Raw genomic sequence first — 24,692 nt, 5'->3', positions numbered from 1 at the left:
CGGTACTTTTTAAAATTAAAAGTCATATACCAATTGGCATTTGCTGTGATTTCTCACCAACCCTTCAGTTTGTCGTTTAGTTACTTCAACTTCTACCCATGAAAATTTAAATCATCAATACCTGATAATTCTAAAGTTATTGATGATTTAATTAGACCATTTCATAGTCCAAGAACTATGATTACAGCTATTTTTTAAATGGCCACAACAACTGCTTGAAATATCGATTCGATATAGGGGTACGAATGCCCAAACTATCTGCGGAAACTGCTTTTTCTTCGTAGTGAAAAGTGCCAAAAATATGATCCCAAATCACAAAAACCTCGGCAAAATTTTTACTGCCAAAGCCCTGTTTATGGTGCCAACGATGTACTTCAGCAACAGCAAATACATGTTTTAATGGCCCTGCCCGATAGTCTAAGTTGGCATGTTGAAAACTTAAATGTACCGCAGTAAAGGTTAGCCAACAACCTATCAGCAAGGTTGGTGCCCCTAATATCGTTAACACCAATAAACTAGGTGTTGCTAGTGCAATCGCACTTAATGGATGACGTTTTTCACCATTTAACCAATATAAGCGTTTAGGTTGATGATGAATGGCATGTAATTTCCACAACCAGCGCCGACGATGACTCAGTTTATGCATATACCATAAACCAAAATCGATAATTATCCCCACCAGTAAAAATTGTACCCATATTGGCCATTGAATAGGCCATAATTTAGAAAAAAACTCGAATTTAAGGATAAATTGTAAAATTGTTGCGGTTATTAGAATAAGTATTACATTAAAAATCGCATGAAAAATGTCAGTGAATGTATCCTCTTGATCATGTAACCATTTTTGTTGATATGGCAAAAAGCGCTCTAACATTGCAACCATAGCGCTAATGGATACAATGCATACTAGTGCGGATGGCCAATAGGGTATTTTTTGATAAGCCATCAATAATACTATTGCTAAGGTCGTAACAGATAAAATCGGATAACTCAAATAACGTATTAAAAAATGACTATACTTTAGCATGATGATGTCCTCTATTTAGATTGATCACTACCATGCAGGATTGTTTGATGTTTAAATTGAATAAAACGGCTATATTTTATTTAAAAAGTGAATTTACTTAAGATTCAGGCAACAAGATCATCTTGTTTTGAATGTTTTTGATAGCCGAAGGTTGTATGCCAAACATTTGCATACAGGTTCTAGAAAAATGTGCTTGATCGGTAAAGCCACTCTGATACGCTGCTGCAGTTAAATTATTTTCTTCATGTAGATTTTTAAGTGCAATAATCAAGCGTAACCACTTGCGATAACTACGTAATGAAATACCAAAATGGGAATTGAACCAATGTGCTAGACGACTTTCAGATAAGTGATGTAACGCTGCCAGCTCCTGACGTGAAGGAACATAATTATATAATAGATGTTGATAGATATAACCATTCATTAATTGAGCACGTTCACTAGCTACCATACAATCAAAATAGCACTGTAATTGAGCAAAGGCTTTGGTAATATTATTAGTATGCAAAAAATAAAGCTGCAATTGCTCCAGAAGCGTTGTTGGCAGTATTTGTATCTGAGAAGTTGAGGCAAAAAATTGATGTATAGCCTGCCCTAAATAATAATTTCCATCCAAATAAATCGAGCAATACTTGCCTTTCTGTAACTGATGCACGGTATTTGCTGGAATAAAAAAACCCCTACCCGTATATAACTGCTCGTATCCAATAATCTGCATAGATTCTAGTGGATCGAGGGGAAAAGTGATCTGGTGCGCAAGATGTCGATGTGGTCTGTTATCTCCTGCTTGTCCACAAAAATAACCGTAACCCAAACCAATAGCCATCTGACCTTGCCAATGTGATAGCTGCTCTTTTTTTATCATGTTTATATTTTACAAGATTAACGCTAAAATTGAATGGTTTATAAAGATATTTAAATAATTCAGTTATATTAGTATTGAGATGGAATATATAAAATTTAAGAGTCCTCAAAAATAAAAACTTGATTTCTTTTAATTTAAGAAATTCTAGAGTTAACATAATGCAGTCATACGAAATTCTTTTTAAATCAATTTCTTATTTCACTTACTAAAACCCAGTCACACTCGATCGGGCTTTTTCATGATTTTTCACGTTCCACGACTATGATTCAACCCATTTTTTACAAATTTAATGAAATCTACTCAACCATTTAATCCTCTGATAAATGAAAAAGGAAGCCACTGCTTCCTTTTTTAATAGCTAATTATTAAATTCCATATTTTTCACGATAAGCTTGCATATTGGCTAGCGCTTCTTTTTCACCTTTTGCTTCTAAATAATCCATTAAGTCCTTCATGGTAATGAGGGCATGCACAGGTATTTCTAATTCTTTTTGAACTTCTTGAATTGCAGAAAGCTCACCTTGACCACGTTCTTGACGATCTAGCGCAACCAACACACCCGCAATAGTTGCACCAGCATTTTTCAAAATTGTTACCACTTCGCGAATCGCTGTACCTGCGGTAATTACGTCGTCAATAATCCAGACCTTTTTACCTTCAACCGCAGCACCAACTAATACACCGCCTTCACCATGATCTTTCGCTTCTTTACGGTTAAAGCCCCATGGCACGCTTTTGTTATGGACTTGAGACAAAGCAACAGCAGTCGCCGCTACAAATGGAATACCTTTATAAGCTGGTCCAAAAATCACATCAACATTTTCACATTGTGTTAATTTATCAGCATAGCCTTGCGCTAAAAGAGATAAAGCTTCACCATCGTTGAGTAGGCCTGCATTAAAAAAATAAGGACTCACGCGTCCAGATTTTAAAGTAAACTCACCAAATTTAAGCACACCGCGTGATAATGCGAGTTCGATAAATGCTTGCGGGTGAAATGACACAGGCGTTGTCATGAGGTGCTCCAAATTCACAATTGAGGTTAAATTTTCGCATGATACCAAAGGATCAGTATCCAAGTGATGTAAAAATTCTTCGAGTCGTTTCCATTAACGTAAATGGCTTACGTTCTTCAGTAACGAAAGGCTTACTTGAATGGTTAGAACAATCAGATGCCGATGTCGTATGCATGCAGGAAAGCCGCATTACCCATGAACAATGGACTGAAAAATTCAGACCCGAAGGATGGCATACCCATCTCTTTCCAGCAGAACGTGCAGGTTACGCGGGGACTGCGATATATAGCCGCCTACCCTTCGTCTCTGTTAAAGATGGTTTAGGGTTTGAGTTGGCTGACAGTCAAGGCCGCTTTATTTCCGCGGAATTCGATTTAGGTTTGTCACATCCGGTACATATTGCATCATTATACTTACCTTCGGGCTCAAGTGGTGAAGAAGCGCAAGCACGTAAAGATTTATTTTTAGGTGAATACGCAAAAATCTTGAAACAATGGCGTGATGAAAACAAGTCAGTCATCATTTGTGGTGACTACAACATTGTTCATAAACGCATTGATATCAAAAACTGGTCAGGTAACCAGAAATCATCTGGTTGTTTGCCACATGAACGTGCTTGGCTTGACCATATTTATGATGAACTTGGCTATGTCGATACTTTCCGTGTAGTTCGTACAGAAGCAGAACTTTATTCATGGTGGTCAAATCGCGGTCAAGCTCGTGCAAAAAATGTAGGTTGGCGTATTGATTACCATGCATGCTCGCCAGACTGGAAAGCACGTACAATTAATGCTTGGGTTTATAAAGATCAATGGTTTAGCGACCATGCACCCGTTATTATCGACTATAAAATTCAAGAATAAGTGAACACTCGTTCACTTACATTGTCGTTTTCGCTTACAGCATATGTCGTTTTTGAGTATTTTTCTTACACAGCTTTAACGGCATTATAGCCCCACGGCACAGGGAAGCAGTCAGGATGACGCAAAAGGATAGGACGCCGTAGGAAGATAAAATAAACTTATGATAAGTTTATTTGCAAGGATGTGACATTGGACGTTGAAATGAGACCCGCATGATCAGGATGATTAAATGCGGGTTTTCTCTTTTCTGTCTCTTATTTCGCGCTAAGTTCTTTTAGTTTTAACTTCTTCTTATTAAGCTCATTATTACCTTGTCTTATGACAATAACATGACATTTCTCTTTCGATTAATCATTAATTTTCATTTGTTTTAAAAGTATCGGTATAAAGTAGTGATTAAAAGCATTTTGGGTTAGGCTGTGTGCTCTCTCTTTTTGACATGGTCCGATAAAATGTTAAAAATTTATGGAATTAAAAACTGTAACTCAATGAAAAAAGCATTTGATGCCTTACAGGCTAAAGGGCTTGACTACGATTTTCATGATTATAAAAAACAAGGCATTGATGCAGATACTTTAAAAATCTGGTTAAAAGAAATTGGAAAAGATACCGTTCTCAACAAAAAAGGAACGACTTGGCGCAAGCTTTCAGAAGAAGAACAAAATCGTGCTCTAAGCAGTGAAGAAAACCTCATTGAAGCACTCATTGCTCAACCAAGTTTGATTAAAAGACCTGTTTTAAAAACTTCACAAGGCTTTATTGTAGGTTTCGATGAAACCGCCTATCAAAATATTCAAGCCTAAAAAAACGAGCCCTTTGGCTCGTTTTTTTATTAAAACTTTTAGTTCGCGCGAATCCACGTTTGGTTACGACCAAGTGCAGAAACGCCAATATAACCACGTAATTTAAGCTTTTTGCCGCCATCGGTTAACTCACCTTTCAGTTTGTAAGTTTTACCTGATTTTGGGTCTAAAATCGTACCGTTTTCATAACTGTTACCACCTACATTTTTTAAATTATGTACAATGGTGACACCTTTAAGCGGTTTGTTTTTGTACGGACCTTCACATTTTGTACAAGCGTTTTCTTCACCTGGTGTCAAAATGTTTTGGATGGTTGCTGTTAAGGTTCCGTCCTTCTGTTCCGTAAATTTCACTACGGCTTTTGGCTTGTTGGTCTGATCATCAATCGTTTTCCATACCGTTCCATTGAGTGAATCAGCCGCATTGGCAAATGCAGCCATACCAATGAGTCCTAAAGCTAAAGCAATCTTTTTCATTTTTGTAATATCCTTGGGTCTTTCAAGATTTTTAGTATTCAGAAGTCGCAAAGATATTGCAATTTTTGAATGTGACTGTTTCGTGTAACCTTGTAATCTTGCAAAATAAAATTTACAAGAAAACAAGAAACTAGCATAAAAATGGATGCTATATGAATATATCAAATGTTTGGAAATATTATTTTACAGAAACTTTTCTTAAAACAACAATTCGCAAGCCAAGCCAGCTAAATTTGCCGGCTACTGCCTTACGCCCTGTGCTGGATCAGATGTGTCGTGCTTTCCCACGACAAAAAAATGTATCCGTGCGCCCGATTCGACTAGCAGGTATTAAAGGTGAAGAAATCAAGCCGCAAGATTCTGCGACTCAACTAATTTTTCACATTCACGGCGGTGCTTTTTTCCTTGGTAGTGTCAAAACACATCATGCTTTTATGACGGATTTAGCTGCCCGTACTCAAATGCAGATTATCCATGTGGATTATCCTCTTGCACCAGAGCATCCATACCCTGAGGCAACCGAAGCTCTATACGACATCTATCAGTCTTTAGTGGTCCAAGGCATCCAACCAAAAGATATTATTTTATCGGGTGACTCATGCGGGGCAAATTTAGCGCTAGCACTTTGCTTGCGTTTAAAAGAACAACCCGAACTCATGCCGAGTGGCCTGATTTTATTGTCTCCATTTTTGGATTTAACACTCACGAGTGAGTCTCTTCGGTTTAACAAAAAACATGATGCTTTATTATCTATTGAAGCCCTACAAACAGGCACTCAGTACTATATAGGCAATCACATCGCAGCCGATGACCCGCGTGTTTCACCTATTTTCGACGATTTGCATGGTCTTCCACCAACTTTGGTTCAAGTGGGCTCTAAAGAAATATTATTAGACGATGCCAAGCGTTTTAGAGAAAAAGCTGAAGATGCTGGTGTTAACGTTCAATTCAAACTTTATACGGGCATGTGGCATAACTTCCAGATGTTTAATGCTTGGTTTGATGAAGCTAAACAAGCATTGGCAGATATTGCTGAATTTGCCCATGAGCTTGATAAAACTTAATTTACTGATGAATGATGTGAATAGTCCCAAAACTTTTCACATCATTTTCTTTATAAAAGACATCATGTATAAATTGAAAATCATGTTATGTTTAAAATATAAATTATTTATACAATCCAATTTTAGGATGGTCTAACAAAGAGGCATCTATATTTAGGAGCCCTTACTTACTATGAAAAATCGTTTAATCACTCATCCAATACATAGAACAAAACAGGTGATAATCGATTTCATCCACAATAATCACATTATCAACTGGACTCCATTACAAAAAAGTGCACTGATGCTCACACTTGCCTGTGCAATGAATTTCAGTTGGATTTTATGGAAAGGCTATATTTTAATTACGCCAAGCGTTTGGCAATGGGCAAATCTGCCTTTAGTTGAATCACAAATCTTGCTCAATTTATTTACTTTATTTTTATTAGGCGCTTTGATAATCCCCTGTTATCGGTACAAAAATGATGAATGGGCTCAAAAAGTTATTCCTTTGATTAGTGTACAGTTCTTTGCACTCATGCTATGCCACGATGGATATTTAATTGGCAGTATCAGTCCAGCCACTATGGTCGGTTATGTAGGTACCATCGGTGTGGGTTTGGTGTTATTCGAGCGAAAAATTGTTTATAGCGCCCTTATACCTGCGACGATTATTTTAACAATATGTACGTATCTAAGCATGAAAGGTGTTTTGCCTTATGCGCCATTATTTAATCTTATTGCTATGCAACGAGCCCAAACTAATCCGTTTTGGTTAGGAAGTATGGCTTTTTTTATTATGCCTATTTTATTGGCCTGTTTTATTTTATTTGAAATATTACTCACCCAATGGCGTCAGCGAGAAACTTATATTCAACGTCTAAGCCAAATCGACCCTTTAACCAATGTATTAAATAGACGTAGTTTAAACACACATTTAGAGTCGCTACACCAACAACAATTTGATTATGCAGTGGTACTTCTTGATATCGATCATTTTAAAAAAATTAATGATATATACGGCCACCATCAAGGTGATCAGGTCTTAATTGAAATTGCTCAATGTCTTTCTGAGAATTTGCGTAACGAGGATATTATTGGTCGATTTGGTGGAGAAGAATTTATTTTACTACTCCCCCATACAGATATTATTCAAGCAGAAAAAATTGCTGAGCGTTGTCGCCAAGCCTTGCAAGAATTACCTGTTTTTACCGCTCAAAATAATCCTATTCACATTAGTGCGAGTTTTGGAATAAGCAGTTCAGCTTTTGCACAAGATCCTTATCTGGTTATTCGGCAGGCTGACCAAGCACTCTATGCAGTAAAAGCTTCAGGACGTAATCAGGTACGTACATTTCATCAGACAGAAGCTATCGATACCTTATGATTCTTTGAATTTTGCCAAACTCGCAAGTTGCTGCAAAAGCTCTTGCTGACTAAAAGCGCCCGTTAAACGTAAAGCACGAATCTCTTTTTGCTCTGGACTTAAAAATAAATAGGTCGGTGGTCCTAAAATATTCCACTGCTTGAGTAGTGCTTCATGCGACTGGTCATAATGGCTCAAATCAAGCTTAATTAAATAATAAGGTGCAAGAGCAGATTGAACCTCAGGTGCTTTTAAAATACGGTGCTCAATCGGTTGGCAAGCAACACACCAATCTGCATAGACATCAACCACAATAGCCCGATCAGTAGGCGCTGCCGCTAGAAATTTTTCAAAGTCCGCTGCTGTTGTTGCAATATGCCACTCGGCCATGTGGGCAGAACTTTGCAAAGTTCGATTTTGAATATGTTGATATTGGTTATAGGCTACAAAAGGGGTAACGATTAATAATAAAATCGCATAGAGCCACTGTAGCTGCCCTTTTTTCCAGAAAAACTGATAAACAGCATAGGTTATAAAAGCAAGGCCTAATACGAGGCTAAGCACTTGCATGCCCAAATCTGGCAGCAAAGGACGAATAAAATAAAGACTTAATCCCAACATCAGAAAAGCAAAAATTACTTTAATCTGATGCATCCAGTCGCCCGCTTTAGGCAAGAATTTTGCCCCTAAAATACTTGCCAGCAATAGCGGAATTCCCATTCCAAAGCCTAGGCAGAATAAAAGCAAAGCACCTTGCCACTGATTTTGCGTTTGAGAAATAAATAATAAAGTTCCAGCGAGAGGTGCGGTCATACAAGGCCCCACCAAAAGCGCAGAAACGACACCCATAACCCCAGCACCTACTAAAGTGCCGCCTTGTTGCATCGACTGAATACGGTCAAGTCGGTTTAACCATGTCTGAGGTAAACGAAGCTCAAACAAACCAAATAAGTTCAGAGCAAAAACAATAAACAGCAAACTAAAAGCAATTAAAGTCGCTGGCTGTTGTAGCCAACGTTGGAAATTTAAGCCTGCCGAAGAAGCAATTAAACCCAAGCCTGCATAAACCAATGCCATGCTACACACAAAAGTAAGCGCAATGGTCCAAGCCTTTAAACCTTTATGTTCGCGAATGATCAGTGAAGTTAAAATAGGAAGCATCGGTAAAGAACATGGCGTAAATGCGAGCAACATGCCTAAACCTAAAAATAATAAAACTCCATACCAAAGCGAGTGTTCAATTAACTTGGCTGACCAAATCTGATCTTGCGCAATTTGAGGTGTAGTTGTATCAGCTGCCGTCTCTGTACTCTGCTCTTTTTCTAAAGATTCTGAACCCGAGGAAGTGTCGGATTGCGTATTCGCTAAATCTAGTAATCGTTTTGGCGCTGTTCCTGCTTGGTTTTGCACACCCACCAAGCCATCTGCATCGGTTTGAAACTCAATGGTTTGAGGTGGATAACAAATACGGTCTTTGGCACAGCCTTGCCAAGTCACACTATAGTGCTCTGAAGGCTTAGTCTTAATTTGGAAATTAACTTGATGATAGTAAACCTGACTTTGCCCATAATTTTCATCATATTGGGCAACCGCTTTAGGTAACTTTAAAGTTAAAGGTTGAGTACCTTGTTGTACGGAAAATTTATGCTGATAAAGATAATAATTTGGCTGAATCTGCCAAGACAAACTCGCAGTATGCGGCTCAGAAGATTCAACCGAAAATGAAAAAGCTTGTTCGGGTGAGAGTAGCTTATCTTGCGCAGAAACCAACTGGCTAAACACACAAACAGCAACTGCTAGAAAATAAAGAATTCCCTGATGAATAAGCTTTTTCATTAACATAAATTTAAATTGCTTCGATTAGAACAAGAATGCCACGCCTAAGCCACCGTTGTAGCTCTTGTCTTGACCTTCTAAATCAACCCCGATACTTGCATCGAGCTGAGTACGATCATTTACGGCGTAGACTAAACCTGTCCCTAAACCATATTCGTAGTCTTGGCTTTCAGCTTTACGGTAAATAAACTCAGAATAACCTGACAGCTTACCTGCGATTTTATAATCAATCGTCGGGATTGCAGTTACTGCCCAGTTACTATTTTGTACTTCGTAGCGCATGGTAATTGATGTGCCTACTAAGTCATTATATTTATAAGCGACTGCTGAACTTAGGCTATAAATATCGTCATGTGCAGTAAATTCATCATTTCCAGTGGCAATGATCGCTTCAGCTAACACAGCCATTGATAAGTTTTCATCTTTTAGATCAATTGCTTTTTTCAAACCAATGCTGACATCACCAAAGCCTGAAGTGTCATGTTTTTTACCAGCCCGTTTGGTTTGAGTCCATGCTGGACCTTGCCAACCTAATTGTAATTCCAAGCCCTCGGCTAAACCGGTACGGAATAACATATCCTCATTTACAGTTACGGTCTTTTCTTTAACGCCATCAACCGTTGACTCTGTATAAGTTGCACTTGGCAAACCTTGTTCCCAAGCCAATTTACCAACTGGAGTAATCCCTGTTCCAAAGCCTGCACCTGGGCGGTCAAAAGAAAACTCCGCAGCGAAAGTACTTCCAGCAGCAACAGTGGTCAGAGCAAAAGTTAAAATTTGAAATGTTCTCATTCTATTATCCAATCAAGTAGTTAGTTCTTTTGACATTTTTGCCCCATGTTGGCGCAATAACTCTAATGTTTCACGCTCTTCTTGAAGCGCTTCTGACCAATCTATTTCATCAAAGTCACAATCAAAGAACAACTGACTGATTGACGATAAAATAGTGAGTCCCTCTTCATCGCGTGTGTTTGGATCAACTTTTTCATTTAATAAACGTTGGACAGCTGGCGCACATGCCGAGCTTGCCGCATCCCATAAAGGACCATAAAACTCTTCTGCATCCCAAAGGTGTACATTCGCTTTGGCTTGAATCAAAGCTTCGAGAATATCGAGGTAAACTTGTAATGATTGTTGCTTTTCTTCTTTTGATAGTGGTGTACCCGCTTCATAAGCTTCTGATACATCTTCCCACCATTTAAAAATTCCATCACAAATGATTGATACAGGTGGCCCTTGTTCCGGATCAATAAAGTTCGGATCAAGTCCTTCAGCAAGTAATTTTTGCACTTGCGCGAGTTCTAATTCTTCTATGGCTTTAATTAAAGCTTGCTGCTGGGTGGTTAACATGACCATCTCTCAAAAATATATTAGGACTATTATGCCTAATCTCTTCTGAAGATTTTAGAGGTTGATTGCATCGCATTGCAAACCTAATGTTGTGAATAGTTTTATTTTCATTAAATATAAAAAAAGCCCCGAAGGGCTTTTTAGCATTTTAAATTAAACTTCATCATCAATGAATTCTGGTTGACCACCTCTCGGGTGTTCTTTTTTCTCAAAAGTATGTTCAAGGCTACGTTTTAATTTTTCAATCGCGCCATGAATCGAGGCGTCAATATTTCCTGCTTTATGATGTACTGCAACTGGTTTCAAACCTGAAGGACGCGCTTCAATCATACAGTGGATATCTTTGTCACCACCTTTGTCCCCATTTTCATCACTAAAATGAACCGAAAAATGCGTAATACGTTCGCTATGACGTTGGAATTCTTGAGTAAGTTCTGCACGTACATAAGTAATTAAACGTTCGCTGTTATGGATGTTTTTATCTGTGCGGATTTCAATATTCATAAATACCATCCTCTCTTTCTTACTGTGGATCTTTTCTATGCAAAACTTTTTTATGTTGGCATGTTTTAAGCATGCATGAACTGACTTCAATTGTACATTTTGATGGTGTAATGGTTTGTTATCTCCTGACTTAAACGTACTGCTTTTAATTTATTTTGAAGATCTTCATACCTTCAATATCAGTCCATCTATAAAAATATGCAAGCTGATTTTTTAAATTTTTATGAAAAATTGAACAAAAGGAGAGCAATCGTGTCCAAATCTTATCTATCTGGAGCAGAGCTTATTGAGCAAATCCAGAAGTCTCCTTATTCACGTGATTTAATCGGATATCACGGGCAACCACCACAGGTTAAATGGCCTAATAATGCCAAGGTTGCTGTGCAATTTGTTCTTAATTATGAAGAAGGTGGCGAAAAACATATAGAGCATGGCGATGAGGGCTCAGAACAGTTTTTATCAGAGATTATTGGCGCTGCAAGTTACCCAGCCAAACATATGTCGATGGACTCTATGTACGAATATGGTTCACGTGCTGGTTTTTGGCGCATTCATAATGAGTTCCAAAAGCGCAAACTTCCAATGACCATTTTTGGGGTTGCAATGGCACTGGCCCGCAACCCTTATATTGTAGAAGCAATTAAGCAAGCTGATTATGATGTGGTTTCTCATGGTTACCGCTGGCTTCACTATCAAGATACTAATATTGAAGTCGAAAAACAGCATATGGAGCAGGCTTTAACTGTCTTAGAAAACCTTTTTGAAAATAAAGTGATAGGTTGGTACACCGGACGTGACAGCCCCAATACACGTCAGTTACTCGCAGAGTTTCCACAATTACAATATGACTCAGATTATTATGGTGATGACCTACCTTTTTGGACAACGCTTACCGATGCTACAGGTGCATCACGCCCTCATCTGATTATTCCTTATACTTTAGAATGTAACGACATGAAGTTCTGTTCACCGGGCGGCTTTAATAGTTCAGAACAGTTTTTTCAATATTTGAAAGATAGTTTTGATGTGTTGTATGCAGAGGGAGAAACTGCACCAAAAATGATGTCGATTGGAATGCATTGCCGCATTTTAGGGCGTCCGGGCCGTTTTAAAGCACTACAGAAATTTCTCGACTATATTCAAATGCACGATCGGGTCTGGATATGTCGTCGCCAGGAAATTGCTGAACATTGGTATAAAAATCACATAACTAAATAATTGATTTTTAATTTTCAAAATCCTTAAACGAATTAAAACTCGCTATTGGCACTGTTATTGCTAAAACTCTATATCAAGACAACGAGTTTAGGAATAACAGTGTTTTTAGCCGAGTTTAATCAAGCCCCACCAGAACAACTCAAGACTTTGTTAAAAAACTGTGTCCACATTCAAGCATGGGCCGAAAAAATCATCTCAAATCGTCCCTATTCAACAAAAGCATCTCTTTTGGAATATGCAGAACAGTTAAGTCAAATGTGGTCATGGCAAGAGATACTGGCAGCATTAGCAACCCATCCAAAAATTGGTGAACGCCAAGCTAAAAAACAACTCAATGCAAAAGAGCAAGATTTTTCATCTAAAGAACAAGCTGGCATTTCTTTAGATGAACTAACACAACAAGCTCTGCTTCAAGGTAATCTTGATTATGAACAAAAGTTTGGCTTTATTTTTTTAATTAAAGCGGCAGGCCTCAGTAGCGATGAAATTTTAAAAAAGCTACATAAACGACTACAAAACGACTTAGCTATCGAAAAAACAATTGTACATGAGCAACTTGCAGCGATTGCTCTATTACGTCTATATCAGGAAATACAAGCATGATCAGCACTCATATTTTAGATACGAATTTAGGTAAACCAGCTGCAGACGTAGAAGTGAAGTTGTTTCATGCAGCAACCCATGAGCTGATAGCGACAGCCACCACCAATCAAGATGGTCGAGTGAGTGATTTTGGAATAACAGACTTTGCAAAAGGTGCTTATCAGCTTGAATTTGAAATTGCTCCTTATTTTTCATCGCAGCAAATTAAGACTTTTTTCCCACGTGTTTGTATCCAATTTTTTATAGAAGACACCAATCAGCATTACCACATTCCATTACTCATTAGTCCATTTGCTTACTCCACTTATCGCGGCAGCTAACTCAAATATAAATAGGAGAAAAATATGAATTATCAGCAAAAGAATGCGATTTCTCCAGAGCATGAATATTTAGGAATTTCCAAAAGTTTTGCTTACGGCTTACAGCATGTACTCACCATGTATGGGGGTATTGTAGCCCCGCCCTTAATTATTGGAACGGCAGCTGGCTTAAGCGCAGCACAAGTCGGAATGCTCATTGCAGCAGCCTTATTTGTAGGCGGGTTGGCAACTCTCATACAAACCATCGGAACCAAATATCTAGGGGCAAAATTACCTCTGGTGCAAGGTGTGTCTTTTGCTGGTGTGGCAACCATGGTTGCTATTATCACTACAGGCGGTGGTTTACCTGCTGTCTACGGCGCGGTTATTGCCGCATCTTTAATTGGACTATGCCTTGCACCTTACTTTTCAAAAATTATTCGTTTTTTTCCACCTGTTGTGACGGGATGTGTCATCACGATTATTGGGTTATCTCTGTTACCCGTTGCGATTCGCTGGATGATGGGTGGCAACAACAAAGCACCTGATTGGGGTAGCGTCGAGAATATCTCTTTAGCTTTGCTGACCTTAGGCATTGTGATTATTCTAAATATGCTGCCACAAGCAAGTATTCGCCGTTTATCAATTTTGTTGGCTATTGTTGCTGGTACTACCCTTGCCTACTTTATGGGTTTTGGAGATTTTAGTCAGGTGAGCTCAGGCGCATGGCTGCAATTTCCACACTTATTTGCATTTGGTTTACCAACTTTCGAGCTAAGTGCAATTTTATCGATGCTAATCGTTACTTTGGTGATTATGACGGAAACTACAGCCGATATTATTGCTGTCGGAGACATTGTAGGAACCGAAGTCGATTCAAAACGTATCGCCAATGGTGTACGTGCAGATATGTTTTCAAGCGCGATTGCTCCTATCTTTGGTTCATTCATGCAAAGTGCTTTTGCCCAAAATGTTGGACTAGTGGCAATTACAGGCATCAAAAGCCGCTTTGTCGTGGCAGCAGGCGGTGTCATTCTCATTATTTTAGGTCTATTACCTGTTATGGGCCGCCTTATTGCGGCAATTCCTATGCCAGTACTTGGTGGTGCGGGTTTGGTCTTATTTGGGTCGGTTGCAGCAAGCGGAATTCGCACTTTGGCAAAAATTGATTATAACGATCAGAAAAATTTGATTATTGTAGCAACTGCTTTATCAGCTGGGATGATTCCAATTATTAACCATGAATTTTATGCTCATTTCCCAGTTTGGGTACAAACTTTGTTCCATTCGGGTATTAGTTCGACTTGTATCTTTGCTATCTTATTGAATTTGTTATTTAATCACTTACCTTCATTTCGCAGCTCGCGTACCCCGCATTTGAGCCAAACAATAAACACACGAAATACACATTAATGAGTTAGTTTTTAGCGCCCCACTTCGGTGGGCTTTTTTTTAACCGTTGATCAAATTTGGCTTCATTTTTGCTTAAGACCCTGTATCCTTAGCGTGCTTTATTTGGGGGGAGATCATTTAAATGCAATTAAAGCAACTTGCGGCGACTTGTGCCTTGTTATCTGCAACTGCCATGGTTCAGGCAAAACCAATCTGGCAAGATTTTAGCGTGACTGGACTTTATGGTGAAAACTATGAAGTTGTAGATGACAAAGAAACCACCATTACTTTGGAATATGCAGCAAAAGTTAAATATGCTGATGTATTTTTCTTCATGGACCACATGCGTGGCGAAGATGATCATAAAAGTACTTATTTTGAGTTATCACCACGTTTAAGCTTAGGCGAAGTGTCTGGTAAAAAACTGGCATATGGCCCAATTAAAGATGTGTTGATCAGTACCACTTGGGAAAGTAATACTCAAACTGGCCAAAACTTCGACAACTTCTTGTATGGTTTTGCAGTTGATTTAGATATCCCATATTTCCAATATGCAAATTTAAACTTCTACCGTGCGAATAATGAGAAAACTGACGACGATTATCAAATGACGTTCGTTTATGGTATTCCATTTAAACTCGCATCTGAAGATTTCTTGGTAGATGGTTTCCTTGACTGGTCAACTGCTGAAGGCGACCATGCGAGCGAGTTGAACTGGACAACTCAGTGGAAATGGAATGTAGGTAAACACATTTCTCCTGATACACGCCTATACCTCGGTATCGAGCACTCAGTGTGGAATAATAAATTTGGTATTAAAGGTGCCGATGAAAATAACGTTAGTGCATTGGTTAAATACCACTTCTAAAATCTAGATTTAGAAGATAAACAGCAAGGAAAATTCCTTGCTGTTTTTGTTTTTAATCAAGTGGATTACCCACAATATTGCTAATAATCCCCTGCATAATATGTCCACCTTGTTCACGGCGTAATTCTTCATACCAAGCTTGAGTAACGGCTTCATCTTTCATATGCGTCACATCACAACGTTTGCGTGCACGAAGTACCAATTCATTAGCACGTTCATTGCGCTTGTTTTGATAACGTCGCAAAGCATCTTCTAGCCCTAAAGTGTTAATTTGCAGAGAACGCGCTAAATAAATCGCGTCTTCCATGGCCTGGCAACCGCCTTGCCCAATATCAGGTGTCGTGCTGTGTGCAGCATCACCCAAAATCACCACGCGACCTTTATAAAATTGAGTGAACGGTTCAATATCATGTATTTCTACCCGATTGGTCTTTTGCGGGTCTAAGCGTTCAATAAGCTGCTGTACGGGTTGACACCAATCAACAAAATATTGTTTTAAAAGTTTTTTATATTCATCTCGATTATTATCTAACCCTGCTGGTAAAGGCACATCTAAAAAGAAATAGAACTTTCCATCTGCAACTGGCATTAGGGAGGCACGCTTGCCTTCGCCCACATAAGTCGTCCATTGCTGGGCTGGAGCCAAATCTTCAGAGATCTCAACCAAACCGTTCCAGTTTACATAACCTGCGTAACGACGCTGTACTTGCTGCCCCAACACATAGGTCCGTGTAAGTGAATGAGTGCCATCCGCCCCAATTAATAGATCGGCCTGCGTTGAGCTACCATCTGCAAAATGAACTTCTACAGAATCAGCTTTGTCTTCAAGGCTGACCATTTTTTTGCCTAAATAAATCTGATCACGACCAAATTCATCCATCAACATATTTTGTAGATCAGCACGTGCAACCGGATAAGGTCGTTGGCCCACTTCTTCAATTAATGGCAATAAACTGAATTGTGTCATCACATCTCCAGTTAAACCATCCACATAGGCCAAATCATCCATTTGTCCACCAAGTTTGGCGATTTTGTCAGTTAATCCTAGATAGTTCAGACATTTCACACCATTCGACCAGAGCGAAATTGCCGCGCCGACAGGAAGAATTTTTTCAGTTTGCTCAAAAATGCGAACTTGGTGACCAAATTTCTTTAATGCAATTCCTGTGGTTAGACCTCCCATTCCCGCACCAATAATCACCACATTCATAACACGCTCCTATAGATATTCACCTATAGGGTGCTTATGCTAAAAACATGCCATCGTTCAAAATTTATTTAGCTTTTCCACAAAACTGGCATGCACCATGCTTATATATTTATGTATAAAACTCGTCTCAGCACGCTCTGTGTTGGCGCAGTTTTAAATGAAAAATCATGTTTTTAACAAGAAATACGGATACTCCATTATGGCAACATTGCACGCTCCAGCTTTTGAACTTCCTGAGATTTTGAATACTAAAACCAATTTGGCAGATGCCCGAATTGGTGCACAAGTCATTGAGTGTTCAGATGATTTCTTTGCAGAAGCAAAGCGTATGCTGCAATTTGATGCACCTATTTTTGTTGAAGATAAATTTGATGACAACGGCAAATGGATGGATGGATGGGAGACACGCCGTAAGCGTCACGCAGGTTATGATTGGTGTATCGTGAAGCTTGGTGTAAGCGGAAAAATCACTGCTCTTGATATTGATACCAGCTTTTTTACAGGAAATTATCCTGCATCTGCATCATTAGAAGCATGTTATGCACCAAATGGGGACCTGGCAGGGGCAAAATGGGAGAATGTTTTAGGAAATACTGAACTAGGCCCGAGCCAGCATCATATTTTTATGATCAATAATGATGCACTTTTCACTCATATACGCCTTAATATTTTCCCAGATGGCGGTATTGCCCGTTTACGTGTCTATGGTGATGTTCATATTCAGGTAACTGACAGTGAACAAACTCTCGATTTATTGGCTCTCGAAAATGGTGGCCGTGTAGTTGCCTATAGTGATGCTCATTTTGGACACCCGCGTAATTTGATTAACCCAGGCCGCGGAGTCAATATGGGCGATGGATGGGAAACCAAACGCCGCCGTGCACCGGGTTATGACTGGTGTATTCTTGCGTTGGGTAAAAGCGGAAAAATTGAGAAACTTGAAATTGATACGGCTCATTTTAAAGGGAACTTCCCTGCCCACGTATCTATTCAGGCGGTTTACCTTGAAAACGCAACCAATGCACAGTTAATTCCTCAAAGTATGTTCTGGTCTTACTTACTAGAAGCCCAACCGATGCAAATGGATCATATTCATGAATATGTGAATGAGATTTTACAACATGAAAAAATCTCGCATATTCGTATTAACATGATTCCAGATGGTGGTATTAGCCGTGTCCGTTTATGGGGGAAAATTGCCAAGTCATGATAATGAAGAATGTTCAAATTCAGCCTTTAACCATTGAAAACTTCCAGCCCTTCGGAGAAGTCATCTGTTGCGACGGGCATGACTTTTTTCATATTAACGATGCCCACACTGAGCGCTATCATGCGCTCGTTGAAACTGAAATTGAAGGGGAAGCAAAGGCAGGAATTAGTATTTTCCGTAATATTAAGGCCAGTGTGCTACCTCTGGAAATTTCAATGCTAGAGCGCCATCCGAAAGGCTCTCAGGCATTTATTCCACTACAGCAACAAAAGTTTTTAATTATCGTGGCACCCGCTTTGGACGAAAATACTCCTGATATTTCAAAAGTATGTGCTTTCGTCTCGAATGGAAAGCAAAGTATTAATTATCGGGCAGGCACATGGCATCATCCTTTGCTTACCTTCGAGGCACCAAGTGATTTTGCAGTGGTGGACCGAATTGGAGGTGGAGCAAATTGTGATGTTTTTCAATTTCCACAGGTTATAAAAATTACGACCTAAATTAAAATATACAGATCTGTCTATTTTAATTTAATGGTAGAAATCGTTGTGGTGATTTCCAACAATTTAGATTTACATAAAAAAATCCCCGCCAATTGAACGGGGATTTTTTACGGCTTTCTAGACAGTGATATCAGCTAAGTTACCTTTCTGCTCAAGCCACTGCTTACGATCTGCCGAACGTTTTTTCGCAAGCAATTTGTCGAGTAAACCTGCCGTTAGATGCACATCATCTAGATCGAGCTGAACTAAACGACGCGTGTTCGGATCCATCGTGGTTTCACGTAATTGAATCGCGTTCATCTCACCCAATCCTTTGAATCGGGTAATTTGCGGATTACGATTACCTTTAATATTTTTCAAAATAGTTTCAAGTTCATCATCATCAAGCGCGTAATGAACATCTTTACCAATGTCGATACGGAACAATGGTGGCATTGCCACATACAAATGTCCTTCTTCAACCAATGCTGGGAAGTGTTTAACGAATAAAGCACAAAGCAAAGTCGCAATGTGTAAACCGTCCGAGTCGGCATCGGCCAAAATACAGATTTTACCGTAACGTAGTTCAGATAAATCATCACTGCCCGGATCTACGCCAATCGCAATCGCAATGTCGTGGACCTCTTGAGAAGCCAATACTTCATCTGAAGAAACTTCCCACGTATTTAAGATTTTTCCACGAATCGGCATGATGGCCTGAAAGTTTTTATCGCGCGCTTGCTTTGCACTACCACCTGCTGAGTCACCCTCGACAATAAATAACTCACTGTCCTCACGTGTTTGGCCAACACAGTCTGCCAACTTACCCGGCAATGCAGGGCCGGAAACAATTTTTTTACGCTCGACTTTCTTTGCTGCTTTTAAACGACGACCTGCTTTAGAAATCGCCATTTCAGCCAGTTGCATCGCGATTTCAGCATGTTGGTTTAGCCAGAGTGAAAAAGCATCTTTAGCAATATTTAAAACAATATTTGATGCTTCTCGACTCGAAAGACGCTCTTTGGTTTGACCAGAAAATTGTGGTTCTTGGAACTTGAGCGACAAGATATAGTTCACGCCATCCCAAACATCTTCTGCCGAGAGTTTAAGATTACGTGGTAACAAGTTACGTAACTCACAGAATTCACGTAACGCCTCAGTAACCCCAGAGCGTAAACCGTTCACATGAGTACCGCCTTGTGCAGTTGGAATTAAGTTGACGTAACTTTCTTGAACCTGCTCACCACCTTCCACATTCCAACAAATCGCAAATTCACATGCCGCACGATCTGCCTGACCGCTGCTCACAAATGCAGGGTTTGGCAAAATTTCGCGGTCTTGCAATTCATCCATCAAATAATCGACGAGGCCATTTTCAAATTGCCATTCGATTTTTTCATCGTTAATTTGATCGATATAGATAATTTTTAAACCAGCTGCTAAAACAGCTTTGGCTTTTAAATTGTGTTTAAGCGCTTTTAAAGCAAATTTTGGACTATCAAAATATTTAGCTTCTGGCCAAAAATGTACCGTTGTACCCGTCGCGCGTTTTGGCGCTTTACCTTCTAAGACCGCTAAAGGGGCAACGGGTTCCCCTTGCTCAAAGGCCATTTGGTATAGGTTACCCTGACGTTGAACTTCGACCTCAACACGTGTTGATAAAGCATTTACAACGGAAATCCCTACACCATGCAAACCACCTGAAAACTGGTAGTTATCGGTACTGAATTTACCACCGGCATGGAGTTTGGTCAGAATGATTTCGATACCACTTTGTCCATATTCAGGATGAATATCGACTGGCATACCACGGCCATTATCTTCAACCGACAACGAACCATCTTTATAAACCGTGACACATATTTTGTCGGCATGACCAGCTAATGCTTCATCAACAGCATTATCAATAACTTCTTGGGCTAAATGGTTAGGTCGAGTCGTATCGGTATACATCCCTGGACGACGGCGTACAGGGTCTAAACCAGAAAGAACTTCAAGCGATTGAGCCGTATATTGTGTCACGTTGTACGTTTTCCTTATTTGATGGTGTGCGCAAAGAATTCGATCACTAACGGTAATTTTTCTTCAAAATCTTCCATAGCATGATTGCCATGAGCATCCGTCAAAATCAATGAGGATGGCGTTGCAGCACTATAATAGCGTTGTGCTTGACGATAATCCAAAATTTCGTCGCCTTGTTGTAATAAGACGAGTATTTTGTCGGCATTTTCAGGTTGATTCAGTTCCAGTTGTTGTAACTGCCTTAACTGAACATTGTCAATTGACCATTGATCATTCACCACATAGGGCATACTTTCAACTTGAAATAACTCATCAAACAGCTTCCATGGTTGCATAGCCGGGTTAATCAGTACAGCTGGAACATTATATTTCGCGACAAAATATGTCGCAAAAAACCCGCCAAGGCTACTACCGACTAAGGCTACATCATCTAAAGACTCTATCAGCTCTGAAACTTGCTCAACCACTAGATCAGGAGATCTATTTAAGTCTGGCAAATGCACATTTATGCCCAATTCGCTACAATACTGCTTAAGGCTCAGCCCTTTAATTGAAAGAGAGCTACTATTAAAGCCATGGAGGTAGATAATATTCATATATTTTCCCTCTAAATTGAGAATAAACTCACATTTTTGTTCTCAGTTTGTATATAAAAACACTATTGTCAGACAAGAAAAACCACTCAACTAACCATTCATCAGTATTTTAAAAACATGTGTTATTTAAACTACTAAGATGGAAACGTTAGCTGCCGTTGATAAAAAGTACAGCTTAAAACGTCGGTTATAACGTATATGGGGAAAAGATATGCCGAGCTTAACACCACTACATGAAACTTATTGTAAATGGGATCGTACGCCACCTAGTCAGGCAGACGTATTAGAAGGTTTAGCTCAACTGTTCAGTACCAGCTTAAATGGTGTACATGAATTAATTCAAGTTATTAATATTGAAGTATTAAAAAATGCTTTTGGTGTGAGCACACAAAATGCTAAAAACTTTCAAAAACGACCATTTGTGCAAAAGGCATATCAGTTTTCTTATGGTGCTTTACAAAAATATGGGAGTTGTTTTTTAGCACCAAGCTTACGCCATATTATTGAAAAATATCCCACACTTCACGAAAAACCCCTCACCCCGAGCTTACATTTTTTAGTCGGAATTTTGAATGGGATTTTTGGGGATTATCTACTGAAACAGCATAGCCCCCTCGCTTTACCCATGGTGCTATACGATCACTACGGTGCAATACAACAAGGGGAACTTGCAGGCCGTATTGTGATTTTAGCTCATGGTTTATGTATGAACCATCTGACTTGGTCAAATGCACACTATGGCGGCATTGGTGAGCGCCTGTTAGCGCAGCGTGACCATAACACCATGTTGTATTTAAATTACAATACAGGTCGACGCATTTCAGCTAATGGACGCAGTTTTTCAAACTTATTAGAAGACTTGGTCCAACGTAATCCAAGAATTACCAGCATCGATATCATTGGCCATAGTATGGGCGGGCTAGTCTCTCGTAGTGCCTTATTTTATGGCAAACAAAATATGTATCAATGGATTCATATGGTCGAGAATCTAGTCTGTATTGGCTCTCCACATCATGGGGCAGTTTTAGAGCGCTTTGGCTTTACCATACAAGATAAACTTGGGGCTTTCCCTTTTGTCGGCTTACTCGGTCAACTGGTTAATATTCGGAGTAATGGTATTTTAGACCTACGCCACGGCAGCGTTCGTGATGATGATTGGGAACATATGGATGCCCGTATTGGTATGATGGATGATAACCGTGCTCCTGCTCCACTACCTTCCCATATCAACACCTTTTTAGTGGCAGGGACCTTAGAATTTGAAAAAGTACGCAACAAAGCGTTGACCGTAATTGGCGATTACTTGGTGAGTGTGAAAAGCGCGCTAGGTGAACACCCTAATCCACGTTTTCAGCTCAAAGTTCCAGACTCTCATAAAGCCGTATTTTATGGTTTAAATCACTTTGAAATTCAGTATCACTCGAGTGTTGCGGAACAGATCACTCGCTGGTTATATCCTCATGCTAATGATTACGTTCAAGAAGGTATTCAAACCCATATTATTGATATGCCGAACTATAAGCTCGAAGATTTAGAAGGGATTGTAGAGACGTAAAAAAAGCCCAACTTATGTTGGGCTTTTTCTAAATTGTATAGTTTACAATCATTTAAATCTGTCATAAGTTTTATATTTAGAAAGATTTTAAATCTTCGCAATCATTCTTTTTATTATTCACAAGCTTTCTTAATTATTTTATTAAAGTATAAGCTATCACCATTTTTATCAACATCAGCTAACATTGCTACTAAATGTAGCTGTCCTTGATCATCAAAATATGAACTTTCTTGAAATGAGTTATATATACCAACATCGATTGGAACATTATTAAATTCTTTATTTTTCAAATCAAAAATCATTTTTTTATTTTTATTAAAAAGTTTTCTAGCATAAATAAGATTTCGTTTAGAGTCACTTTCAACTAGGCAATTATTATTTTTATCTAAAGTAATAAACTCTTTAGTCTGATCTTCCTCTGTTTTACTTATAAAAAAATGATATTGACATGGTGACCCACAACTACCATAAGTATGAAAAATATTTTCATTTACTTTATCAACCTCCGGGTATCTCATGTCTCTTAAAATAAAATTAGTTTTATTATCAGCATTTTTTACGACATCACAATATTCCTGATCATGCCCTTTACATTTCAATTCAACATTAAATGTCTCTTTTGCATAGATGGTTGAACAAATAATAAATCCAAAAAATGTAAGAGCCAATATAGTTAGCTTCGTAATATAAAAAAGGTAAAATTTTATAATTTTATTTTTCAAATATTTAAGCAGGTTTATGTTTTTCTCTATAACCATGAACACTAATCTCTTAATCATCAAAAGACTCAATTTTCTAACCAGAAATTAATTCTGATACTTTTTTTAACACTTACACTAGACCTAAAAGAAAATTAGTATTTCTATCAACTAAAGGCACTAAATAAATTACTTCTTATCACCACCACAAGGATTTTTTATTTTCTTTTTAACCAATATTTCCCCATAATCATTTGCAATTAAATTTAAACTACCATCAGGTGAGAAAAAACTCTCCTCCTTAAAATAAGTATAATAATCAAACCTTTGTAACAACCCATTAAATTCTTTGGTTTTTAAATCGACAATTTTTCTAGGCTTATTTGTAAACAATTTTCTTGCATAAATGACTTTTTTCTGACTATTACTTTCAATTAAACAATTATTTTTATTATCAATAGTAATAAATTCGTCTGTGGAATCCTCTTTATTTTGACTATAGAAAAGCGTAACTAAACATGGAGACCCACAAGATGTTTTCACTTTATATAAGTTTTTATTTATTTTTGAAATATTTAAAAGTTTGACATCTTTTATAACTATTTCATTCTTACTATTTATAGTTCTCACAATGTCACAATTAGAACTATATTCATCTTTACATTTTGCAGAAACTACAAAAGTATCATCATTTGCATATATGTTAAAACTAAAAATAATTCCGCTTAATAAAAAAATTGATATAAAAGTCTTTTTCATATTAAATCCTGTAACTTCCGTTATTTTTCGTTTAAATATTTCAATCATATTCTATCCTATAGCTACTTCCATAAATATCTTCATCACTTAGGTATTAAAACCTTCATCTTAGATATGCCGAGTCATATGCTTAAATGTTGACAATAAACTGTAAAGATATATAAAAAGTGAACTTATGTTAGGCTTTTTTATAAAATTTTAAATCTTTTCTTATTTTTTCAAATATTAAAAAAAGAAAAGGTTATAAAGAACCCTATATCAATTATTTATCCTTATAAAATAGATTATCTTTGATATCTAAAACTTCATCGGAATAAAGATAATATTTTCCTTTCTTAAAGACTACTTTTCCTAACTTTTCACCACTTTGAACTTTAAAGAAATATAGTTCGTTATTTTTCTTTTTCACTTTACATATATAAGATTTATCAACCTGAAAGCCAGCAATAGAATACTCACACTTTTTGGGTGTTAGCGTTAAAACCGATTCTATCGTCACAACATTACCACCCAGCAACTCTTCTGAACTATAATAATGATAAGTACCATTCCACTTATCTGCATTTGCAAATGTGGTAACAGAAAGAGCCAGCAATAATAAACAAAATTTTTTCATTTAATTAATTTATAA

General features: G+C 38.2%; 26 protein-coding genes. 12 read left to right on the top strand and 14 right to left on the bottom strand.

What is annotated here, in order from left to right:
• Nucleotides 1–187: 187 nt before the first annotated feature.
• The 3 genes from JGE69_RS10425 to pyrE all read right to left on the bottom strand — a co-directional run bounded on the left by JGE69_RS10425 (nt 188) and on the right by pyrE (nt 2,908).
• Nucleotides 188–874, bottom strand: coding sequence for a sterol desaturase family protein (locus JGE69_RS10425; protein WP_227602423.1), 687 nt, complete (start codon nt 872–874; stop codon nt 188–190).
• Between the two features lie 250 nt (nt 875–1,124).
• Nucleotides 1,125–1,892, bottom strand: coding sequence for a helix-turn-helix domain-containing protein (locus tag JGE69_RS10420; protein ID WP_199113351.1), 768 nt, complete (start codon nt 1,890–1,892; stop codon nt 1,125–1,127).
• A 365-nt stretch (nt 1,893–2,257) separates the two neighbouring features.
• Nucleotides 2,258–2,908, bottom strand: a complete 651-nt coding sequence (pyrE, locus tag JGE69_RS10415; RefSeq protein ID WP_000211305.1) for an orotate phosphoribosyltransferase — start codon at nt 2,906–2,908, stop codon at nt 2,258–2,260.
• A gap of 38 nt (nt 2,909–2,946) precedes the next feature.
• Between pyrE and JGE69_RS10410 the strand changes: the two genes are divergently transcribed.
• Complete coding sequence (locus JGE69_RS10410; protein ID WP_002122009.1) at nt 2,947–3,771, top strand: exodeoxyribonuclease III; 825 nt, start codon at nt 2,947–2,949, stop codon at nt 3,769–3,771.
• Nucleotides 3,772–4,223: 452 nt separating this feature from the next.
• Complete coding sequence (locus tag JGE69_RS10405) at nt 4,224–4,574, top strand: arsenate reductase (RefSeq protein WP_078224905.1); 351 nt, start codon at nt 4,224–4,226, stop codon at nt 4,572–4,574.
• Nucleotides 4,575–4,612: 38 nt separating this feature from the next.
• Here the strand turns inward: JGE69_RS10405 and JGE69_RS10400 are convergent, their stop codons facing one another.
• Entirely contained in the window at nt 4,613–5,050 is a 438-nt protein-coding gene (locus JGE69_RS10400) for a DUF2147 domain-containing protein (protein ID WP_002121971.1), read from the bottom strand.
• Between the two features lie 152 nt (nt 5,051–5,202).
• On the opposite strand from JGE69_RS10400, the gene JGE69_RS10395 reads away from it, so the two are divergent.
• Both JGE69_RS10395 and JGE69_RS10390 read left to right on the top strand, forming a co-directional pair.
• Nucleotides 5,203–6,114, top strand: a complete 912-nt coding sequence (locus JGE69_RS10395; RefSeq protein WP_086355271.1) for an alpha/beta hydrolase — start codon at nt 5,203–5,205, stop codon at nt 6,112–6,114.
• Nucleotides 6,115–6,286: 172 nt separating this feature from the next.
• The gene (locus tag JGE69_RS10390) at nt 6,287–7,480 is read left to right on the top strand and encodes a GGDEF domain-containing protein (RefSeq protein ID WP_199113349.1); all 1,194 of its coding nucleotides are present in this window, start codon (nt 6,287–6,289) and stop codon (nt 7,478–7,480) included.
• On the opposite strand, the gene dsbD is transcribed toward JGE69_RS10390, so the two are convergent.
• From dsbD to JGE69_RS10370, 4 genes are all read right to left on the bottom strand, one after another.
• Nucleotides 7,475–9,301: a protein-disulfide reductase DsbD gene (gene dsbD, locus JGE69_RS10385; protein WP_199113347.1), complete on the bottom strand. Its 1,827-nt coding sequence runs from the start codon at nt 9,299–9,301 to the stop codon at nt 7,475–7,477. The two genes, JGE69_RS10390 and dsbD, sit on opposite strands and share 6 nt — an antisense overlap.
• 18 nt (nt 9,302–9,319) lie before the next feature.
• Nucleotides 9,320–10,087 carry a transporter gene (locus JGE69_RS10380; protein WP_086266276.1) on the bottom strand — a complete coding sequence of 256 codons (768 nt, stop codon included), beginning with the start codon at nt 10,085–10,087 and terminating at the stop codon, nt 9,320–9,322.
• Between the two features lie 12 nt (nt 10,088–10,099).
• Nucleotides 10,100–10,645, bottom strand: coding sequence for an ankyrin repeat domain-containing protein (locus JGE69_RS10375; protein WP_005066773.1), 546 nt, complete (start codon nt 10,643–10,645; stop codon nt 10,100–10,102).
• A 153-nt stretch (nt 10,646–10,798) separates the two neighbouring features.
• Complete coding sequence (locus tag JGE69_RS10370) at nt 10,799–11,149, bottom strand: HPF/RaiA family ribosome-associated protein (RefSeq protein WP_001019316.1); 351 nt, start codon at nt 11,147–11,149, stop codon at nt 10,799–10,801.
• Between the two features lie 252 nt (nt 11,150–11,401).
• Between JGE69_RS10370 and puuE the strand changes: the two genes are divergently transcribed.
• The 5 genes from puuE (at nt 11,402) to JGE69_RS10345 (ending at nt 15,529) form a co-directional block, all read left to right on the top strand.
• A complete protein-coding gene (gene puuE / locus JGE69_RS10365) occupies nt 11,402–12,367 on the top strand; it encodes an allantoinase PuuE (protein ID WP_199113346.1) in 966 nt (321 codons plus the stop codon).
• Between the two features lie 99 nt (nt 12,368–12,466).
• Nucleotides 12,467–12,970, top strand: coding sequence for a 2-oxo-4-hydroxy-4-carboxy-5-ureidoimidazoline decarboxylase (gene uraD / locus JGE69_RS10360; protein ID WP_199113345.1), 504 nt, complete (start codon nt 12,467–12,469; stop codon nt 12,968–12,970).
• Complete coding sequence (gene uraH / locus JGE69_RS10355; protein ID WP_199113344.1) at nt 12,967–13,290, top strand: hydroxyisourate hydrolase; 324 nt, start codon at nt 12,967–12,969, stop codon at nt 13,288–13,290. The genes uraD and uraH overlap by 4 nt, the downstream gene beginning before the upstream one ends.
• Before the next feature lie 24 nt (nt 13,291–13,314).
• Nucleotides 13,315–14,682, top strand: coding sequence for a nucleobase:cation symporter-2 family protein (locus tag JGE69_RS10350; protein ID WP_199113339.1), 1,368 nt, complete (start codon nt 13,315–13,317; stop codon nt 14,680–14,682).
• Between the two features lie 121 nt (nt 14,683–14,803).
• Nucleotides 14,804–15,529: an outer membrane protein OmpK gene (locus tag JGE69_RS10345; RefSeq protein WP_199113337.1), complete on the top strand. Its 726-nt coding sequence runs from the start codon at nt 14,804–14,806 to the stop codon at nt 15,527–15,529.
• 52 nt (nt 15,530–15,581) lie between these two features.
• Here JGE69_RS10345 and hpxO read toward each other — a convergent pair whose 3' ends face one another.
• The gene (gene hpxO, locus JGE69_RS10340; RefSeq protein WP_057069017.1) at nt 15,582–16,739 is read right to left on the bottom strand and encodes an FAD-dependent urate hydroxylase HpxO; all 1,158 of its coding nucleotides are present in this window, start codon (nt 16,737–16,739) and stop codon (nt 15,582–15,584) included.
• A 199-nt stretch (nt 16,740–16,938) separates the two neighbouring features.
• Here hpxO and alc point away from each other — a divergent pair, with 199 nt between their 5' ends.
• Both alc and JGE69_RS10330 read left to right on the top strand, forming a co-directional pair.
• On the top strand, nt 16,939–17,949 hold the full coding sequence (alc, locus tag JGE69_RS10335) for an allantoicase (protein ID WP_199113335.1): 1,011 nt from the start codon (nt 16,939–16,941) through the stop codon (nt 17,947–17,949).
• On the top strand, nt 17,946–18,449 hold the full coding sequence (locus JGE69_RS10330; RefSeq protein WP_199113333.1) for an ureidoglycolate lyase: 504 nt from the start codon (nt 17,946–17,948) through the stop codon (nt 18,447–18,449). The genes alc and JGE69_RS10330 overlap by 4 nt, the downstream gene beginning before the upstream one ends.
• 120 nt (nt 18,450–18,569) lie before the next feature.
• Here JGE69_RS10330 and parE read toward each other — a convergent pair whose 3' ends face one another.
• Together parE and JGE69_RS10320 are read right to left on the bottom strand one after the other, a co-directional pair.
• Nucleotides 18,570–20,453, bottom strand: coding sequence for a DNA topoisomerase IV subunit B (gene parE / locus JGE69_RS10325; RefSeq protein WP_039766422.1), 1,884 nt, complete (start codon nt 20,451–20,453; stop codon nt 18,570–18,572).
• Between the two features lie 14 nt (nt 20,454–20,467).
• Nucleotides 20,468–21,049, bottom strand: a complete 582-nt coding sequence (locus tag JGE69_RS10320) for a YqiA/YcfP family alpha/beta fold hydrolase (RefSeq protein ID WP_044102707.1) — start codon at nt 21,047–21,049, stop codon at nt 20,468–20,470.
• A gap of 211 nt (nt 21,050–21,260) precedes the next feature.
• Here JGE69_RS10320 and JGE69_RS10315 point away from each other — a divergent pair, with 211 nt between their 5' ends.
• Nucleotides 21,261–22,604 (top strand): hypothetical protein, encoded by a 1,344-nt coding sequence (locus JGE69_RS10315; protein ID WP_017387586.1) that lies wholly within the window; start codon nt 21,261–21,263, stop codon nt 22,602–22,604.
• A 113-nt stretch (nt 22,605–22,717) separates the two neighbouring features.
• Here JGE69_RS10315 and JGE69_RS10310 read toward each other — a convergent pair whose 3' ends face one another.
• From JGE69_RS10310 to JGE69_RS10300, 3 genes are all read right to left on the bottom strand, one after another.
• Nucleotides 22,718–23,362, bottom strand: coding sequence for a hypothetical protein (locus JGE69_RS10310; protein WP_227602416.1), 645 nt, complete (start codon nt 23,360–23,362; stop codon nt 22,718–22,720).
• 129 nt (nt 23,363–23,491) lie between these two features.
• Entirely contained in the window at nt 23,492–24,109 is a 618-nt protein-coding gene (locus JGE69_RS10305; protein ID WP_199113329.1) for a hypothetical protein, read from the bottom strand.
• A gap of 214 nt (nt 24,110–24,323) precedes the next feature.
• The gene (locus JGE69_RS10300) at nt 24,324–24,677 is read right to left on the bottom strand and encodes a DUF5991 domain-containing protein (RefSeq protein WP_060465112.1); all 354 of its coding nucleotides are present in this window, start codon (nt 24,675–24,677) and stop codon (nt 24,324–24,326) included.
• Between the last annotated feature and the right edge of the window lie 15 nt (nt 24,678–24,692).

Origin of the sequence: Acinetobacter sp. C13 (assembly GCF_016809775.1) — a bacterium.
Lineage (GTDB): Bacteria > Pseudomonadota > Gammaproteobacteria > Pseudomonadales > Moraxellaceae > Acinetobacter > Acinetobacter pittii.
The sequence above is the reverse complement of the archived record's forward strand: the minus strand, read 5'-3'. Positions and strand labels throughout refer to the sequence as shown.

Excerpts from the sequence above, each read along its gene's own strand:
- JGE69_RS10420 (WP_199113351.1), bottom strand. The coding sequence starts at position 1,892 with ATGATAAAAAAAGAGCAGCTATCACATTGGCAAGGTCAGATGGCTATT.
- pyrE (WP_000211305.1), bottom strand. The coding sequence starts at position 2,908 with ATGACAACGCCTGTGTCATTTCACCCGCAAGCATTTATCGAACTCGCA.
- JGE69_RS10345 (WP_199113337.1), top strand. The coding sequence starts at position 14,804 with ATGCAATTAAAGCAACTTGCGGCGACTTGTGCCTTGTTATCTGCAACT.
- JGE69_RS10320 (WP_044102707.1), bottom strand. The coding sequence starts at position 21,049 with ATGAATATTATCTACCTCCATGGCTTTAATAGTAGCTCTCTTTCAATT.
- uraH (WP_199113344.1), top strand. The coding sequence starts at position 12,967 with ATGATCAGCACTCATATTTTAGATACGAATTTAGGTAAACCAGCTGCA.
- JGE69_RS10380 (WP_086266276.1), bottom strand. The coding sequence starts at position 10,087 with ATGAGAACATTTCAAATTTTAACTTTTGCTCTGACCACTGTTGCTGCT.
- hpxO (WP_057069017.1), bottom strand. The coding sequence starts at position 16,739 with ATGAATGTGGTGATTATTGGTGCGGGAATGGGAGGTCTAACCACAGGA.
- alc (WP_199113335.1), top strand. The coding sequence starts at position 16,939 with ATGGCAACATTGCACGCTCCAGCTTTTGAACTTCCTGAGATTTTGAAT.
- JGE69_RS10350 (WP_199113339.1), top strand. The coding sequence starts at position 13,315 with ATGAATTATCAGCAAAAGAATGCGATTTCTCCAGAGCATGAATATTTA.
- JGE69_RS10315 (WP_017387586.1), top strand. The coding sequence starts at position 21,261 with ATGCCGAGCTTAACACCACTACATGAAACTTATTGTAAATGGGATCGT.
- JGE69_RS10400 (WP_002121971.1), bottom strand. The coding sequence starts at position 5,050 with ATGAAAAAGATTGCTTTAGCTTTAGGACTCATTGGTATGGCTGCATTT.
- JGE69_RS10405 (WP_078224905.1), top strand. The coding sequence starts at position 4,224 with ATGTTAAAAATTTATGGAATTAAAAACTGTAACTCAATGAAAAAAGCA.
- JGE69_RS10390 (WP_199113349.1), top strand. The coding sequence starts at position 6,287 with ATGAAAAATCGTTTAATCACTCATCCAATACATAGAACAAAACAGGTG.
- JGE69_RS10330 (WP_199113333.1), top strand. The coding sequence starts at position 17,946 with ATGATAATGAAGAATGTTCAAATTCAGCCTTTAACCATTGAAAACTTC.
- JGE69_RS10425 (WP_227602423.1), bottom strand. The coding sequence starts at position 874 with ATGTTAGAGCGCTTTTTGCCATATCAACAAAAATGGTTACATGATCAA.
- JGE69_RS10310 (WP_227602416.1), bottom strand. The coding sequence starts at position 23,362 with ATGGTTATAGAGAAAAACATAAACCTGCTTAAATATTTGAAAAATAAA.
- JGE69_RS10300 (WP_060465112.1), bottom strand. The coding sequence starts at position 24,677 with ATGAAAAAATTTTGTTTATTATTGCTGGCTCTTTCTGTTACCACATTT.
- JGE69_RS10410 (WP_002122009.1), top strand. The coding sequence starts at position 2,947 with ATGATACCAAAGGATCAGTATCCAAGTGATGTAAAAATTCTTCGAGTC.
- JGE69_RS10375 (WP_005066773.1), bottom strand. The coding sequence starts at position 10,645 with ATGTTAACCACCCAGCAGCAAGCTTTAATTAAAGCCATAGAAGAATTA.
- JGE69_RS10395 (WP_086355271.1), top strand. The coding sequence starts at position 5,203 with ATGAATATATCAAATGTTTGGAAATATTATTTTACAGAAACTTTTCTT.
- JGE69_RS10370 (WP_001019316.1), bottom strand. The coding sequence starts at position 11,149 with ATGAATATTGAAATCCGCACAGATAAAAACATCCATAACAGCGAACGT.
- JGE69_RS10305 (WP_199113329.1), bottom strand. The coding sequence starts at position 24,109 with ATGATTGAAATATTTAAACGAAAAATAACGGAAGTTACAGGATTTAAT.
- dsbD (WP_199113347.1), bottom strand. The coding sequence starts at position 9,301 with ATGTTAATGAAAAAGCTTATTCATCAGGGAATTCTTTATTTTCTAGCA.